This window comes from Neisseria sp. HMSC075C10, from assembly GCF_001815615.1.
GTDB classification, from domain to species: domain Bacteria; phylum Pseudomonadota; class Gammaproteobacteria; order Burkholderiales; family Neisseriaceae; genus Neisseria; species Neisseria subflava_A.
In genome coordinates, this window is sequence record NZ_KV821234.1 from 41,631 (window position 1) to 57,952 (window position 16,322).

The window sequence follows — 16,322 nt, forward strand, 5'->3', positions numbered from 1 at the left end:
GCCGTCTGAAAAATATTTTTCAGACGGCCTGATTTTTTTAAATTTATTTCTTTTAATTTTAAATAAAATAGGTAACAATGGGTTTCCTATTTTAATAACCAGAGGAGAAATAAAATGACTACTACTAAAGAAAACCTGGCGAACCCAGGTCCAGTAGGCCTGTGTGGCTTTGCATTGACAACTTGGTTGCTCAGTCTGATTAACGGCGGCTTTTTTACTGCTCAAGAGGGTGTCGGCTTAGTTTTGGGCATGGCTCTCGCCTTTGGTGGTATCGCCCAAGTTATTGCCGGTATGTTTGAGTTCAAGAAAGGCAATACGTTTGGCTTTACCGCTTTTATCAGCTATGGCGCCTTCTGGTGGACATGGGCTTTGTTTACCATCTTTTTCAAAGGTGAAACAGCTCCGGCATTTATCGGCTGGTATCTTTGCGCATGGGGTATGTTTTCGCTGATGATGTTTGTGGCCACCTTGACCAAGCCTAAAGTATTGAGCGGTATTTTCTTTTTCTTGACACTGACTTTCTTTGCATTGGGTATTGGCGATGGCATGGAAAATCATAGCATCGTCCATATCGGCGGTTGCTTAGGCTTGGTAACTGCACTTGGTGCGTTCTACTTGGCAGCGGCAGAGGTCATCAACGAATCTTTTGGCCGTACTGTTTTGCCGGTTGGCGAGCGTAAATAAGGTTGCTTAAACAAAATGCCGTTTGAACGGTGGAAATGAAATCAAAGATTTCGACCGCAATGTTCAGACGGCATTTTTTATTTGTCTTCAAATAAATCGACATCAAATAAATCCGGCTCTTTAATTCGCTCCCGACAATCAAGCTTGATGTCTTCGGTAACCCGACAGCAGCACGGCAAAATTTCTCCGGGCGCGACAAAAGCGAGCAGAAAATTATCATAAGAGACTTTCCCATCCAAGATTTTGACCCGGCATGAACCGCAATAGCCGCTGCGACATTGGTATTCAACCTCGTGTCCGGTGCGCTCCAAGCCCTCCAATAAGGTTTCGCCTTGTTGGAGTTGGAAGGTTTTGTCGTGTGTGCTGATGAGTGCCATATGATTTGTTTGGATTGGAAAGGCCGTCTGAAACGGTGTAAAGACGAAATCAAAGATTTCTGCCACACCGTTCAGACGGCCTTGATCATAAAACCGAATGTTCGATTACAGCTCGAAATCGCCTAAATCGTCGGCATTGACTTCCGAATCAATCTGACCAATCAGGTAAGAGGAAATTTCTACTTCCTGTGGCGCAACCTGTACATTGTCAGAAGACAACCATGCGTTGATCCAAGGAATCGGATTTTGAGTCGCACCTTCAAATCCGGCAGGAAGGCCAACCGCCTGCATACGCAGATTGGTAATGTATTCAACGTATTGAGCCAGAATTTCTTTATTCAGGCCAATCATTGAGCCGTCTTTAAACAGATAGGCAGCCCATTCTTTTTCCTGCTCGGCTGCTTTTTTGAAGAGGTTGAAGCACTCGTCCTGCAATTCATCGGCAATTTCAGCCATTTCAGAATCATCGGCACCGGCACGCATCAGGTTGAGCATATGCTGGGTGCTGGTCAAATGCAGGGCTTCGTCACGGGCAATCAGCTTGATGATTTTAGCGTTGCCTTCCATCAATTCGCGCTCGGCAAAGGCGAACGAGCAGGCAAATGAAACGTAGAAGCGGATGGCTTCCAATACGTTGACGCACATCAGGCAGAGATAGAGTTTTTTCTTCAACTCGCGCAAAGATACGGTAACAAGCTTGCCGCCGACATTGTGCGTGCCTTCGCCCAGCAGATTGTAATACTGGGTGTATTCAATCAAATCATCGTAATAGCAGGCAATGTCTTCAGCACGGGCGATGATGTATTTGTTTTGCACAATATCATCGAACACGACCGAAGGATCATTCACGATATTACGGATGATATGAGTGTAGCTGCGCGAGTGAATGGTTTCGCTGAAGCTCCACGTTTCAATCCAAGTTTCCAGCTCGGGAATCGACACCAAAGGCAAGAACGCAACATTTGGGCTGCGGCCTTGGATCGAATCGAGCAGAGTTTGGTATTTCAGATTGCTGATGAAAATATGTTTTTCGTGTTCGGGCAAGTTCGCATAGTCGATACGGTCGCGCGACACGTCGATTTCTTCCGGACGCCAGAAAAACGACAGCTGCTTTTCAATCAGTTTTTCAAATACTTCGTATTTCTGCTGGTCATAACGGGCAACATTCACCGGCTGACCAAAAAACATCGGCTCTTTCAGCGCGTCGTTTTTGGTTTTGGAAAAGGTGCTGTATGACATGGTTAAGTGTTCGCAGGACATGGTATTTCTCTTCCTAAGAATAGAATTTACATCTTAAAAAAACATTTTATTATATAAATTAACAACATATATCCACAAATACTTTCCCCATTGAAGTTAATTCACATATACCTTTTTTTAACTTTAATTCCTTTTCTACTAAGTAATTTTCGATATCTGAAATAGAAACATTATTATCCGAAGCAATTTTATCTTTAGGATATTTTTCTAATAATTTTTGAACTTCCAATCTCCTATTCGTAACTAGATTATTTCTACTTAAATCCATAAACAAGTCAGTGGTGTAAAAATCTTCATATACTTTGTCATTTGTAAAATATTTATCTAAATCAATTTGTACCAAACCTAATTGAACTAAATTATCTATGGATACAGCTATTTTTTCTATGTTCTTTTCTCCAAGTACAAGGCAAACAATTGAACTAAGATCATAGTATCCATCCCCATTGTTATCTTCAATATAATATTTTCCAATCGCTACACTTTTTGACTCTTTCATTAATTGAAGTAATTTCGCATCATCGGACGACAAAGACTTAACTTTTTCAACAAAGCTATTATGGATTTTTCCATTATTCCTAGCATCGAAAGAGGCTGATACCAACTTCGCAAATATTTCTCTAAGCTCCTCTTCTTCAAGGTAATATTGAGATGCTTCGATGACAGGCCCCAAAATACTATATTTCGGTTCTTGAATTTCTTCTTGAGGAATTTTTTCTAAATTTTCATTAAGTCTATTACTAAAATCATCTAACTCTTTTTTCCTTTTCAGTTGCTGTTTTTCCAACCATAAATCACAAGAACCAAATACTTGCTTCCATACTAAATTTAATGTATGAGCCGGTGCTTCAGCTCCCTTTGTCAATAACGTTGTGACACCTGCTGTTAAAACAGTTACAACTGTTGTATCCATAATACTCATATCCAATTTTCTTAGAAATCTTCAACAATCTTTAACATGCTCAAATCTTACAAGCTCCGCCCGCGCAGCCGTCATCTTGAATATCGGCTTGCGTATCGTCCGCACCGTCTCGGGTATTGTGGTAGTACAGGGTTTTGACGCCGTATTTGTAGGCAGTCAGCAGGTCTTTCAGCATTTGTTTCATGGAAACTTTGCTGCCTTCAAATTTGTTCGGGTCGTAGGCGGTATTGGCGGAAATCGATTGATCGACGAATTTTTGCATTACGCCGACAAGTTTCAGGTAGCCTTCGTTGCCGGGAAGCTGCCACAGGGTTTCGTAGGCATCTTTCAGGGTTTCAAATTCTGGTACGACTTGTTTCAAAATACCGTCTTTTGATGCTTTAACGCTGACCAGGCCGCGTGGAGGCTCGATGCCGTTGGTGGCGTTGGCAATTTGCGAGCTGGTTTCAGACGGCATGAGTGCGGTCAGGGTGGAGTTGCGCAGACCGTATTTGACGATGTCGGCGCGCAAGCTTTCCCAGTCGTAGTGCAAAGGCTCGTTGCACACGGCGTCCAAGTCTTTTTTGTAGGTGTCGATAGGCAGTTTGCCTTGCGAATAAACGGTTTGGTTGAACAGCGGGCATGCGCCGTATTCTTTGGCAAGGTTTACCGATGCTTTGAGCAGGTAATACTGCATGGCTTCAAAGGTGCGGTGGGTCAGGCCGAGCGCGGAATCGTCGCTGTAACGGACGCCGTTTTTCGCCAGATAGTAGGCGTAGTTGATGACACCGATGCCGAGTGTGCGGCGGTTCATGGTTGCGGTGCGTGCAGCTGCAACCGGATAGTCTTGATAATCCAGCAGTGCATCAAGTGCGCGTACGGTCAAATCGGAAAGCTCTTCCAGTTCGTCCAAGTTGTTCAATGCGCCCAAGTTGAAGGCGGACAAGGTACATAGGGCGATTTCGCCGTTCGGATCGTTGATGTTGTCCAAAGGTTTGGTCGGCAGGGCGATTTCCATGCACAAGTTGGACTGATGAACAGGTGCAACGCGCGGATCAAACGGGCTGTGCGTGTTGCAGTGGTCAACGTTTTGGATGTAGATACGACCGGTACCGGCTCGCTCCTGCATCAGGGTGGAGAACAATTCTGTTGCCGGCAAAGTACGTTTGCGGATGTTTGGATCTTGTTCGTATTGAGTGTAGAGGCGCTCGAATTCGTCTTGGTCGGCGAAGAAGGCATCATACAAACCCGGAACTTCATTCGGCGAGAACAGGGTAATATTGCCGCCTTTGATCAAACGGGTGTACAACAGGCGGTTGATTTGTACGCCGTAGTCCAATTGGCGGATACGGTTGTCTTCTACGCCGCGGTTGTTTTTCAATACCAACAGGCTTTCGGCTTCAATGTGCCACAATGGGTAGAACAAGGTCGCTGCGCCGCCGCGTACGCCGCCTTGCGAACAGGACTTAACGGCCGCTTGAAACATTTTGAAGAATGGGATACAGCCAGTGTGTTGCGCTTCTCCGCCGCGGATTTCACTGCCCAAACCGCGGATACGGCCGGCGTTGATGCCGATGCCTGCACGCTGGGAAACGTATTTCACAATCGCGCTGGTGGTGGCGTTGATGGAGTCGAGGCTGTCGTCGCATTCAATCAACACGCAACTTGAGAATTGACGGGTAGGCGTACGCACGCCGCTCATGATAGGCGTAGGCAGCGATACTTTGAATGTGGAAACAGCGTCATAAAAGCGTTTGACGTAATCCAAACGGGTCTCTTTCGGATATTTGCTGAAGAGACACATGGCCACCAAAATGTATAAAAACTGCGGTGTTTCATAAATTTGGCGGGTAACGCGGTTTTGAACCAGATATTTGCCTTCCAGCTGTTTTACGGCTGCATAAGAGAAGGTCATATCGCGGCTGTGGTCGATATAGGCATTCAGCTCGTCGAATTCTTCGCGGCTGTAATCTGCGATGATGTGGCGGTCGTATTTGCCTGCCTCGGTCAGTTTTTTAACGTGATCGTAGAGGTGAGGCGGTTCGAATTCGCCATAAGCGATTTTGCGCAGATGGAAAATGGCGAGGCGGGCAGCCAGATATTGATAATCGGGCGTATCTTGTGAGATCAAGTCGGCCGCGGCCTTGATGATGGTCTCATGGATATCGTCGGTACGGATACCATTGTAAAACTGAATATGTGATTTGAGCTCAACTTGCGATACGGAGACGTTTTGTAAGCCTTCTGCCGCCCAAGTAACAACGCGGTGGATTTTGTCTAAATCGATATTTTCCAAGCGTCCGTCGCGTTTGGTTACTTTAATATTCGTTGCTGCATTCATTGTTCAGTCTTCCCATTAAAAAACACAAGATACGGTATGTGATTGCTTTGAACGGCACAATATAATGTATTTTTCTTTGTTTAACTAGACTTGACAATGCGCTTTTTTCGGGGGCTGATTAAGGAGAGGGAGGGCTCAGACTAGGATTCATGTGGCTTTGTGGCGATTTGGCATTATTTTGCATTTGCATCACATTTGGTTAGACATTGGCTAGAGGCTTATGAAATAAAGAAATTTATATTCAGCTTCTGTCTTCATGGACGGTATGTTAAATTTTGCAAAGCAAGAAGGATAGTGCTGTAATTGCTTAAACTCATTTATCATGAAACATATTGAGAAGTTTGTCGAGGTATCAGGCGAGGCATATAATGGGATGACTATCAAACCTAAACTGGGAGCGAATCATGTTGACACTGAAAACTTTAGGTTCCGCACTGGCGGCGGTTGCCGTATTGAGCTTGGGTGCTTATTCTGCCGAAGCGGCGGCCAAACCGCATGGCCATCATGTGAGCAAACACCAGCAGGCGAAGAAAAACAAATTGCATCCTGCTTGTAAGAGATACCTTGAGCGCCGTGCCGCTTGGTATCGCTACAAAGGCAACAAGGCCGAGTTGAGAGAAAACCGTAAAGCGGCAAAAGCGTTCCGCGGTTTGCCTTATGCCGAGCAAAAAATTCAATGCCAAGCTGCTTATCAGGCATTTGATGATTTTGATCACGGCAAATTCCGCCGCCGTTAATCGTCTGATTTGAACAAAGGCCGTCTGAATGTTTCAGACGGCCTTTGATATTTATTTCTCAACAATGATTTTGTTTTCGGCTTGAGGCTCGTATTGGGTGGATTCATCACCGTAATACAACACGCCCAGCTTGATGGGGATGCGGCCTTGCGATTTGCGGTGGGCATTGGAATCACGCAGGGAGTAGGCGCAACCGCAATATTCTTGTTGGTAGAAATGCTCGCGCTTGCTGATTTCAATCATGCGTGCGCTGCCACCGCCTTTGCGCCAGTTGAAATCCCAATAAACCAAGTCATCATAAGGCTCGGCGGCGCGATGGCCGCAGCCGTTGATCTGTTTCATGTCTTTCCAGCGTGAAATGCCCAGTGAGCTGGTGAAAACATGAAAGCCGTTTTCATGGGCATATTGTGCCGCTTTTTCAAAACGCATATCGAAACACATGGTGCAGCGGATACCGCGTTCGGGTTCGAATTCCATGCCTTTGGCTTTAGCAAACCATTCTTTGCGGTCATTTTCGTAGTCGTCGTCTTTATCGACAAAGGGGATGCCGAATTTGTCCGCAAAGCGCATATTTTCATCTTTGCGCAACATATATTCTTTGTGCGGATGGATATTGGGGTTGTAAAAATAAATGGTGTAGTCGATGCCGCTGGCAAGCATGGCTTCCATCACTTCGCCGGAACATGGGGCGCAGCAGGAATGCAGCAGGACTTTTTTATGGCCGCCCGGCGGAACGAGGATAGGGCGGTCAATATCGGTAACGATGGGAGTGTTTAATTCGGTCATGGTTGGATTCTATTTATTGTTAAGTTTTTCAGACGGCCTTGGGTATCGGGGCCGTCTGAAATATAAGATGAAGCGTATATTTTAACAGAGCTGCACTTTATGGAACAGTTTGCTACTGCTTTTTCTTTTCGTTCAATGGCTTGAACTCTTGCGCATCAGGAGGCGGGGCTGCGAAGATGGTGTCTGGATTGGGGTGCGCTCCGAATTCTGCCAGCAGGTTGCGATAGTCCAGCGACTGTTTCATCAGTTCGGCGGCGGCAGTGCGCAGATTGTCCACGTCTTCCGGCGGCAGATAGAAACTGGTCGGGATATTCAATACCTTGTCCCTCAGCTGGGATGGCGGAAGGTCTTTGAGATTCAGGCTGACGAAAGAGAAATAGATGTTTTCATTCTGCTTGTCTTTGTTCCATTGGTCAACAAAGGCCCTGAAGCGGCGCAAAGACTCTTGCGAATGTTGGTCGATTGGGATATTCACGATGGCGGAAATAACATCGCGGAAGCCCGGTACAGCCGCGCTTTTATCTAAATCGCTGCTGACTTCGTTTTGGGCATTGACGTTGATGACGACAATATGGCGGATTTTGTTTTGTTTGATTTTATGCGTCAGAATTTTTTCCGGATACATCTCCGTCATGTCCAAAAGGCTGCGCATGCCCAGATTGTCGGTTAAGCCGCCGTCGATAAGGTGGATGTAGGGACGGTTTTTGCTGTTGCTGTATTTTTGGAAACGCTCGAAAAATTCTTTTCGGGTTTGCAGCTGTTTTTTACCTGCTTCGCTGTCGGAGACAAGTTGAAGCGGCAGTGTATATTGGCAATGGCCGCCGTTGTTATTAAGCGTAATTGGTGCAAACACCATGGGCACGGAGCTTGAAGCGGCGACGGCACGGGCAAGTCGCAAGTCGCCCAAGTCGATACACATCGGGTCGAAATATTCCTGTGTGAAATTGAAACGCTCGCCTATGCCCATATCGGTGGCGGAAATGATGGCAAACGGGCCTTTGGCATTTTTTTCCAAATCGCGGAAAGTGGTTTTACCGAAAAGGTAGTTTTCAAACTGCTCCTGCAACAGATCGCCGCGTCCGTATTCAGGCGAGGCCAGTCGGGGCAGATTGGACATGGAAAATGCTTGTTTGACGACTTGGCGTTGGAAGTTTTGGTGTAGGAAACGTTTATAAAACAAAGGAATGGTTTCTTCGCCCTTGAGTGCAAAATAAGCTGCCAAAACCGAGCCGCCGGATACGCCGACCACCACATCGACATTCGACATCAAAGACTGTTTTTTGCCGCCGATGGTAATCTGTTGCTTATGAAGCTGCACCAACACGCCATAACCCAAGGCCGCCGCACGCGTACCGCCGCCGGAGAACATCAACACAACAAGCGTATCGTCTTCGTCGTTGCGCTGAAGCCGGCTGGTTTCAAAGCGGTAGCCGCGTTGCAGGTCGACCGTATCAATACCGGCGATAGGTTGATATTTTACCAGCGAGCAGGCGGATAATAGGGCTGCGGAGAGCAGGGAAAGGGCGGATTTAAAAGGGAATTTTGGCATAAACACAGGAAAGTCGGTTATTCATTCAAAACGGATTATAAAGGTTTTCAGACGGCCTTTATAGAAGGTAGACTTTCAGACGGCCTTTTTGCGTCGATTTTCCGTTATAATCGACACAATCTTTATCTTTCCAAACCCTTATGGCGCAACCAAACCGCATCAACCACGAACCTATCTTTCTGCTTGCTTCTGCCCCTTGGCGCGAGAGCAGCTTGTGGGTGGAGGCTTTCAGCCGCCGTTATGGGCGGGTGGCTTTGTTGGCCAGAAGCGCGCGCAAACGGCAGAGCGAATTGCGCGGCGTGTTGGTGCCGTTTGTGCCGGTGAGCGCGTCTTGGTATGGTTCGCAAGAGTTGAAGACTTTGCATCGCGCCGAATGGATAGGCGGGTGGACACAGCCGCAGGGCAGGGCTTTGTTCAGCGGATTGTATGTGAACGAGTTGATGCTGAAATTGACCGTCCGCGAAGATCCGTTGCCCGAGCTTTACGATGTTTTGGCGGAAACCATGAAAACCATTTGTTGCGAGGCCAACCACATTGCCGCTTTGCGCCGTTTTGAATGGTCGCTGCTGACACGCTTGGGATTTGCCCCCGATTTATTCCATGACGGCAACGGCAATGAAATCAACGGCGAAGAAACGTATTGGCTCACGCCGGAAGAGGCTGTGGTTCCCCTGTCCGAGGCCGACCGTTTCCATGCGCTCAATAAGGGCGTGGCCGTATTGGGCGCGACGTTAATCGATTTGAGGGAAGGCAGCTTCGTTCATCAGGAAAGTCTGGGGCAGGCTTTGAAAGTAACGCGGCTTTTGATTGACAACCTTCTCCCCGAGGGCATCAAGTCTCGGCAGGTTTTGCAGCAGTTGCAGCAGTTTGGCTTGGGCAGTTGAATTTTTTTCAGACGGCCTTTGATAGGTAATGACTCAGGCCGTCTGAAACCTTAATGAAAGGACATTATTATGTTGTTAGGCGTAAACATCGACCATATTGCCACCGTCCGCAATGCGCGCGGTACGATTTATCCCAGCCCTGTCGAAGCGGCGCTGATTGCGGAAACCCACGGCGCAGATTTAATTACCATGCACTTGCGTGAAGACCGCCGCCATATTAAAGATGCGGACGTGTTTGCCGTTAAAAACGCCATCCGCACGCGTCTGAATTTGGAAATGGCGCTGACGGAAGAAATGCTGGAAAATGCGCTCAACGTCATGCCGGAAGATGTGTGCATCGTTCCTGAAAAACGTCAAGAAGTGACCACTGAAGGCGGTTTGGATGTATTGGCGCAACAGGATAAAGTGGCCGAGTTCACCAAAATCCTGACCGACGCAGGCATCCGCGTGTCCTTGTTTATCGATGCCGACAACGCGCAAATCCAAGCCGCTTATGATGTCGGCGCGCCCGTTATCGAATTGCACACCGGCGCATATGCCGATGCGCACAGCCATGCCGAGCAGATGAAACAATTCGAGCGCATTCAAAACGGTGCGCATTACGCCAGCGATTTGGGTTTGGTCGTCAATGCCGGACACGGCCTGACCATTCACAACGTTACGCCGATTGCTCAAATTCTCGCCATCCGCGAGTTGAACATCGGTCATTCGCTGATTTCCCAAGCACTCTTCCTCGGCTTGCCAGAAGCTGTCCGCCAAATGAAGGAAGTCATGTTCAGAGCCAGAATGCTGCCTTAACGGCATCAGCCATACAGGCTAAAGCGGTTTGCTTTGGCCTGTATTCACACTTTCAGACGGCCTGACTATTTAAACAAGGAGCAGACCCATGATTTATGGAATCGGTACAGACATTGTTTCCCTCAAACGCATTATCCGCCTGAACAAAAAATTCGGACTGGCATTTGCGCAACGCATTCTCAGCCCGGAAGAGCTGTTGGAATTTCCGCAAGCAGGCAAACCGGTTAACTATCTTGCTAAACGCTTTGCCGCCAAAGAGGCTTTTGCCAAAGCCGTCGGTACAGGCATACGCGGCGTGGTGTCTTTCCGCAACATTGGTGTCGGACATGACGCATTGGGCAAACCTGAGTTATTTTTTGCACCGGCTTTAACCAAATGGCTAGAAGAGCAGGGTATCAGCGGTTGTCATCTGAGCATGAGCGATGAAGAAGATACCGTCATGGCTTTTGTCATTGCGGAAAAATAAGGCCGGATTTAAGTATTCTGAAAGATAAAATCCTTTTCAGACGGCCTGAAGGGTTAGATATTTGTTGAAAGTCGGGCGTATGGGCCCGACATCGTTTTTTTACGCATAAATCGGCAGGTGTCGCCGCCTGCCTCATATAAGAATAATCTCATGATGACTGAAGACACACGTCCATTGGTGCAAGTGGTTGCCGGGATTTTGCTCGACAAAAACGGCCGCTACCTGCTCAGTTCCCGCCCCGAGGGCAAACCGTATGCCGGCTATTGGGAATTTGCCGGCGGCAAGGTGGAAGCCGGTGAAAGTGATTTTCAAGCCTTGCAACGCGAGTTTGAAGAAGAACTCGGCATCCGTATCCTCGCCGCTACGCCGTGGCTGACGAAAGTCCATTCCTACGAACACGCACATGTACGTCTGCATTTTTTATGGGTGGAAGCCGACCAATGGACGGGCGAAATCCAATCGAGGGAAGGGCAGAAATGGGCATGGCAGAAGGCAGGGGATTTTACCGTTGCGCCGATGTTGCCTGCCAATAGCGCATTATTACGTTCCCTATCCATTCCGCGCCAGCTTCAAGGCCGTCTGAAAAGCGGATTTATCGGTCAAAACAGCATGGGCGAATATCATGTTGTGCCGTATCTGTCGGCTCAGCATCAAACCGCATCTGCTGCATTGTTGGATTTTGCCGATTGGCAACAAGGCAAACCGATAGAAGCACCCAGCGTGTGGCCAATCATTGAAAACGCCGCACAATGGCAGCAGGTGCAAAATGCCGATGCTGTCGTTTGGAAAGTAGCGAATGAAGCGGCAGCCAAGCAAGTTGTCGATATTTTGGCGCAAGGCGTGCCTATGCCGCTGATTGCAGCTGCTCCGGAAAGTATGGTTTCCATTTATCGCGAACAGTGGCAGAGCATGGGTGTGCATGCTGTTTTGACCGATAATGACATTGAGGCCGTCTGAAATGAGTAAAAATCAAAAACTACTGATTGCCGCTGTCTTACTGATTGTGTTTGCGGCGGCCAAACTGCTGCTCTTGGATTGGTGGCAGCAACAGCAATCAAAAACGAAAGTAGTCGAATGTAATTTGACACAAGGCTGCGTCCTGCCTGACGGTTCAAAAGTGCGTGCAACATCCATCAATACGCACGAGCCATTTGATATTGTGGTGGAGAATGTCCCGAAGAATACGGGCGCGGTCAGTATCAGTTTCAGTATGAAAAACATGGACATGGGCTTCAACCGCTACAACCTGACGCAACAATCGCCGCAAAGTTGGCAGGCTGCGCAAATCCGCTTGCCATTTTGCGTCGAAGGCCGCCATGATTACACTACCGACATTACCATTGGCAAACAGACTTTTCAGACGGCATTTAGTGCAGAGTAGTCATCATGCAAAGGCCGTCTGAAAGTTTAAAGGCAAAAATTTTAATTTTTTCAGAAGGTATATTTAAAAGTTCTTTATAAATGAATCAATTATAAATTATTTTTAGACAGATTGTTTACAATTATTCTGACTATCAGCCAAAAGTACAAAACGGACAGAAGCTAGGCCACACAAGGATTTGATGTGGTGCAACCTGTCCGTTTTTTACATTTGTTGCAAAAAAATCGTTTATTAATAACTGAATTTTTTATAATTTTTTTGAAAAAAGTGTTTGACAAGACCGGTTTTATTTTTTAAATTTGTTTCCATAAATAAAAACTACATCGCACTACAAAGGAACATCATCATGAATCTGTATCAAACCACTCTCTCTTGTTATAGATTTTCTCCCATCTCTGCCGCTCCCGTCGCCGCCAGCTTATTGGCAGTCCCGACGGTCTGAAGGCTCTCAACCCGAATCCAGTTTCCGTATTCCTACAAACGCTTCGGGTTTTAAAATATCTGTATCCCCAACAGCATTCATATACTGATTAATAAAAATTAAAAAACGTATACCTTCGCTTCAGCCTTATTGTATTTATTGTTTTTGATAACTATTTGTATTTATTGATTTTAAATTTTCAGATGGTTGATGATTGAAATTTTACAGGCCGTCTGAAAACAGTTTTTAGAACGATTGTTTCTTTTTAAACGGTTCGTTTCAAGTTGTGAAAAAACTGAGCCGTCCGATTAATACTGAAAAAAAGTCTATAAAGGAGAAATATGATGAGTCAACACTCTGCCGGAGCACGTTTCCGCCAAGCCGTGAAAGAATCAAACCCTCTTGCCGTAGTCGGTTGTGTCAATGCTTACTTTGCACGATTGGCCACCCAAAGCGGTTTCAAAGCAATCTATCTGTCTGGCGGCGGTGTGGCAGCCTGCTCTTGCGGTATCCCTGATTTGGGTATTACCACAATGGAAGATGTGCTGATCGACGCACGACGCATTACGGACAACGTAGATACGCCTTTGCTGGTGGATATTGATGTGGGTTGGGGCGGTGCATTCAATATTGCCCGTACCATTCGCAATTTTGAACGCGCTGGTGTTGCAGCGGTTCACATCGAAGATCAGGTAGCGCAGAAACGCTGCGGCCACCGTCCGAACAAAGCCATCGTTTCTAAAGATGAAATGGTTGACCGTATCAAAGCTGCCGTAGACGCCCGTGTTGATGAAAACTTTGTGATTATGGCGCGTACCGATGCGCTGGCGGTAGAAGGTTTGGATGCCGCTATCGAACGCGCTCAGGCTTGTGTCGAAGCCGGTGCAGACATGATTTTCCCTGAAGCCATGACCGATTTGAAAATGTACCGCCAATTTGCAGATGCAGTGAAAGTACCTGTATTGGCCAACATTACCGAGTTTGGTTCCACTCCGCTTTATACCCAAAGCGAGCTGGCTGAAAACGGCGTGTCACTGGTGCTGTATCCACTGTCATCATTCCGCGCAGCAAGCAAAGCCGCTCTGAATGTTTATGAAGCGATTATGCGCGATGGCACTCAGGCCGCAGTGGTTGACAGTATGCAAACCCGTGCCGAGCTGTACGAGCATCTGAACTATCATGCCTTCGAGCAAAAACTGGATAAATTGTTTCAAAAATAAGTAACCGCTTTCAGACGGCCTTTCAACAAATCCGCATCGGCCGTCTGAAAAATAAAACCCATAAAAATACAAAGGAGAAATACCATGACTGAAACTACTCAAACCCCGACCTTCAAACCTAAAAAATCCGTTGCGCTTTCTGGCGTTGCGGCCGGTAATACCGAATTGTGTACCGTTGGCCGTACCGGCAACGATTTGAGCTATCGCGGTTACGACATCTTGGATTTGGCACAAAAATGCGAGTTTGAAGAAGTCGCCCACCTGCTGATTCACGGTCATCTGCCCAACAAATTCGAGCTGGCCGCTTATAAAGCCAAGCTCAAATCCATGCGCGGCCTGCCTATCCGTGTGATCAAAGTTTTGGAAAGCCTGCCTGCACATACCCATCCGATGGACGTGATGCGTACCGGCGTATCCATGCTGGGCTGCGTTCATCCTGAACGTGAAAGCCATCCGGAAAGTGAAGCGCGCGATATCGCCGACAAACTGATCGCCAGCCTCGGCAGCATCCTCTTGTACTGGTATCAATATTCGCACAACGGCAAACGCATTGAAGTTGAAAGCGACGAAGAGACCATCGGCGGTCATTTCCTGCACCTGTTGCACGGCAAACGCCCAAGCGAATCACACATCAAAGCCATGCACGTTTCACTGATTCTGTATGCTGAACACGAGTTCAACGCTTCTACCTTTACCGCCCGCGTGATTGCCGGTACAGGCTCTGATATGTACTCCAGCATTACCGGTGCAATCGGCGCGTTGAAAGGTCCGAAACACGGCGGCGCAAACGAAGTGGCTTACGATATTCAAAAACGCTACCGCAATGCCGACGAAGCCGAAGCAGACATCCGCGAACGCATCGGCCGCAAAGAAATCGTGATCGGTTTCGGTCATCCGGTGTACACCATTTCCGACCCTCGCAACGTTGTCATTAAAGAAGTGGCACGCGGTTTGAGCAAAGAAACCGGCGATATGCGCCTCTTTGACATTGCCGAACGTTTGGAGAGCGTGATGTGGGAAGAGAAAAAAATGTTCCCGAATCTGGACTGGTTCTCCGCCGTTTCCTACCAAAAATTGGGCGTACCGACCGCTATGTTCACACCGCTGTTCGTAATTTCCCGTACAACCGGTTGGAGCGCACACGTTCTCGAGCAACGCAAAGACGGCAAAATCATCCGTCCAAGCGCAAACTACACAGGCCCTGAAGATTTGGCATTCGTGGAGATTGAAAACCGCTAATACGCGTAACAGCAGGGTGGGTCGCCAGCCCGCCCTATCTCGAAATGCCGTTTGAAAACAATGAATAAATGATGTTTTCGTTTTTCGACGGCCTAGTGCAGTATGCGAGAGAGAGCCGGCCGTTTGGAAAACATGCTGCTCTGCTGTCGTCATTCCCATACAGGCAGAAATTCAAAAGTTGAAATGTTCTGCTGTAAAAAGTGCCGAAAAATTTGAGTTTGGATTTCCGTCTATACGGGAATGATGGTAGCGGAGCAGCAATTTTTTTTCATACCGCGAATAGATTTTAGACAACAAGCAATAAAACAGAATTTATAGTTTCAGACGGCCTTGCCTTATTGGAAAGGTTGTCTGAAATAAGTTTAAAAATTTAACCTAATTGAAGAAGATGTTCCTGTATTGGCGCAAGTAACAGGATAAGAAACATGGAAGATTTATACATAATACTCGCTTTGGGTTTGGTTGCGATGATTGCCGGATTTATCGATGCGATTGCGGGTGGGGGTGGTTTGATTACGCTGCCTGCACTCTTGTTGGCAGGTATTCCTCCCGTGTCGGCAATTGCCACCAACAAGCTGCAAGCAGCCGCTGCTACGTTTTCGGCTACGGTTTCTTTTGCACGCAAAGGTTTGATTGATTGGAAGAAAGGTCTCCCGATTGCGGCAGCATCGTTTGTAGGCGGCGTGGTCGGTGCATTATCGGTCAGCTTGGTTTCCAAAGATATTCTGCTGGCGGTCGTACCGGTTTTGTTGATATTTGTCGCGCTGTATTTTGTGTTTTCGCCCAAGCTCGACGGCAGTAAGGAAGGCAAAGCCAGAATGTCTTTTTTTCTATTCGGGCTGACGGTTGCACCGCTTTTGGGTTTTTACGACGGTGTGTTCGGACCAGGTGTCGGCTCGTTTTTTCTGATTGCCTTTATTGTTTTGCTCGGCTGTAAGCTGTTGAACGCGATGTCTTACACCAAATTGGCGAACGTTGCCTGCAATCTTGGTTCGCTATCGGTATTCCTGCTACACGGTTCGATTATTTTCCCGATTGCGGCAACGATGGCGGTCGGTGCGTTTGTCGGTGCGAATTTAGGTGCGAGATTTGCCGTCCGTTTTGGCTCGAAGCTGATTAAGCCGCTGCTGATTGTCATCAGCATTTCGATGGCTGTGAAATTGTTGATAGACGAGAGAAATCCGCTGTATCAAATGATTGTTTCGATGTTTTAAACCCTTTCAGACGACCCCTTCAACAAACGTCGTCTGAAATCCCAAACCACAAGAAAAATAGATC

General features: G+C 47.2%; 16 protein-coding genes. 10 read left to right on the forward strand and 6 right to left on the reverse strand.

What is annotated here, in order from left to right:
• Nucleotides 1-114: 114 nt before the first annotated feature.
• Entirely contained in the window at nt 115-684 is a 570-nt protein-coding gene (locus tag HMPREF3047_RS01000) for an acetate uptake transporter (protein WP_070711946.1), read from the forward strand.
• 77 nt (nt 685-761) lie between these two features.
• On the opposite strand, the gene yfaE is transcribed toward HMPREF3047_RS01000, so the two are convergent.
• The 4 genes from yfaE to nrdA all read right to left on the reverse strand — a co-directional run bounded on the left by yfaE (nt 762) and on the right by nrdA (nt 5,563).
• Entirely contained in the window at nt 762-1,061 is a 300-nt protein-coding gene (yfaE, locus tag HMPREF3047_RS01005; RefSeq protein ID WP_070711947.1) for a class I ribonucleotide reductase maintenance protein YfaE, read from the reverse strand.
• Nucleotides 1,062-1,166: 105 nt separating this feature from the next.
• Entirely contained in the window at nt 1,167-2,300 is a 1,134-nt protein-coding gene (gene nrdB / locus HMPREF3047_RS01010; protein ID WP_141756537.1) for a class Ia ribonucleoside-diphosphate reductase subunit beta, read from the reverse strand.
• Between the two features lie 79 nt (nt 2,301-2,379).
• Nucleotides 2,380-3,243, reverse strand: a complete 864-nt coding sequence (locus HMPREF3047_RS01015) for a DUF4393 domain-containing protein (RefSeq protein ID WP_070711949.1) — start codon at nt 3,241-3,243, stop codon at nt 2,380-2,382.
• A gap of 40 nt (nt 3,244-3,283) precedes the next feature.
• The gene (gene nrdA / locus HMPREF3047_RS01020) at nt 3,284-5,563 is read right to left on the reverse strand and encodes a class 1a ribonucleoside-diphosphate reductase subunit alpha (RefSeq protein WP_070711950.1); all 2,280 of its coding nucleotides are present in this window, start codon (nt 5,561-5,563) and stop codon (nt 3,284-3,286) included.
• 404 nt (nt 5,564-5,967) lie between these two features.
• On the opposite strand from nrdA, the gene HMPREF3047_RS01025 reads away from it, so the two are divergent.
• Complete coding sequence (locus HMPREF3047_RS01025; RefSeq protein WP_070583918.1) at nt 5,968-6,300, forward strand: stress response protein; 333 nt, start codon at nt 5,968-5,970, stop codon at nt 6,298-6,300.
• Between the two features lie 51 nt (nt 6,301-6,351).
• Here HMPREF3047_RS01025 and HMPREF3047_RS01030 read toward each other — a convergent pair whose 3' ends face one another.
• Together HMPREF3047_RS01030 and HMPREF3047_RS01035 are read right to left on the reverse strand one after the other, a co-directional pair.
• The gene (locus HMPREF3047_RS01030) at nt 6,352-7,086 is read right to left on the reverse strand and encodes an epoxyqueuosine reductase QueH (RefSeq protein WP_070711951.1); all 735 of its coding nucleotides are present in this window, start codon (nt 7,084-7,086) and stop codon (nt 6,352-6,354) included.
• Nucleotides 7,087-7,198: 112 nt separating this feature from the next.
• Complete coding sequence (locus tag HMPREF3047_RS01035) at nt 7,199-8,635, reverse strand: patatin-like phospholipase family protein (RefSeq protein WP_070711952.1); 1,437 nt, start codon at nt 8,633-8,635, stop codon at nt 7,199-7,201.
• A gap of 140 nt (nt 8,636-8,775) precedes the next feature.
• Here HMPREF3047_RS01035 and recO point away from each other — a divergent pair, with 140 nt between their 5' ends.
• From recO to HMPREF3047_RS01075, 8 genes are all read left to right on the forward strand, one after another.
• Nucleotides 8,776-9,519, forward strand: a complete 744-nt coding sequence (recO, locus tag HMPREF3047_RS01040) for a DNA repair protein RecO (protein ID WP_070711953.1) — start codon at nt 8,776-8,778, stop codon at nt 9,517-9,519.
• A 69-nt stretch (nt 9,520-9,588) separates the two neighbouring features.
• Complete coding sequence (pdxJ, locus tag HMPREF3047_RS01045; protein WP_070711954.1) at nt 9,589-10,317, forward strand: pyridoxine 5'-phosphate synthase; 729 nt, start codon at nt 9,589-9,591, stop codon at nt 10,315-10,317.
• An 88-nt stretch (nt 10,318-10,405) separates the two neighbouring features.
• Nucleotides 10,406-10,783 carry a holo-ACP synthase gene (acpS, locus tag HMPREF3047_RS01050; RefSeq protein ID WP_070711955.1) on the forward strand — a complete coding sequence of 126 codons (378 nt, stop codon included), beginning with the start codon at nt 10,406-10,408 and terminating at the stop codon, nt 10,781-10,783.
• 153 nt (nt 10,784-10,936) lie between these two features.
• Nucleotides 10,937-11,740: an NUDIX domain-containing protein gene (locus tag HMPREF3047_RS01055; protein ID WP_283122359.1), complete on the forward strand. Its 804-nt coding sequence runs from the start codon at nt 10,937-10,939 to the stop codon at nt 11,738-11,740.
• 1 nt (nt 11,741) lies between these two features.
• Complete coding sequence (locus tag HMPREF3047_RS01060; RefSeq protein WP_070711957.1) at nt 11,742-12,164, forward strand: hypothetical protein; 423 nt, start codon at nt 11,742-11,744, stop codon at nt 12,162-12,164.
• Nucleotides 12,165-12,929: 765 nt separating this feature from the next.
• Nucleotides 12,930-13,805, forward strand: coding sequence for a methylisocitrate lyase (prpB, locus tag HMPREF3047_RS01065; protein ID WP_039862334.1), 876 nt, complete (start codon nt 12,930-12,932; stop codon nt 13,803-13,805).
• A gap of 84 nt (nt 13,806-13,889) precedes the next feature.
• Nucleotides 13,890-15,044, forward strand: a complete 1,155-nt coding sequence (gene prpC / locus HMPREF3047_RS01070) for a bifunctional 2-methylcitrate synthase/citrate synthase (RefSeq protein WP_070711958.1) — start codon at nt 13,890-13,892, stop codon at nt 15,042-15,044.
• Between the two features lie 425 nt (nt 15,045-15,469).
• Nucleotides 15,470-16,258: a TSUP family transporter gene (locus HMPREF3047_RS01075; RefSeq protein ID WP_070711959.1), complete on the forward strand. Its 789-nt coding sequence runs from the start codon at nt 15,470-15,472 to the stop codon at nt 16,256-16,258.
• Nucleotides 16,259-16,322: the final 64 nt, after the last annotated feature.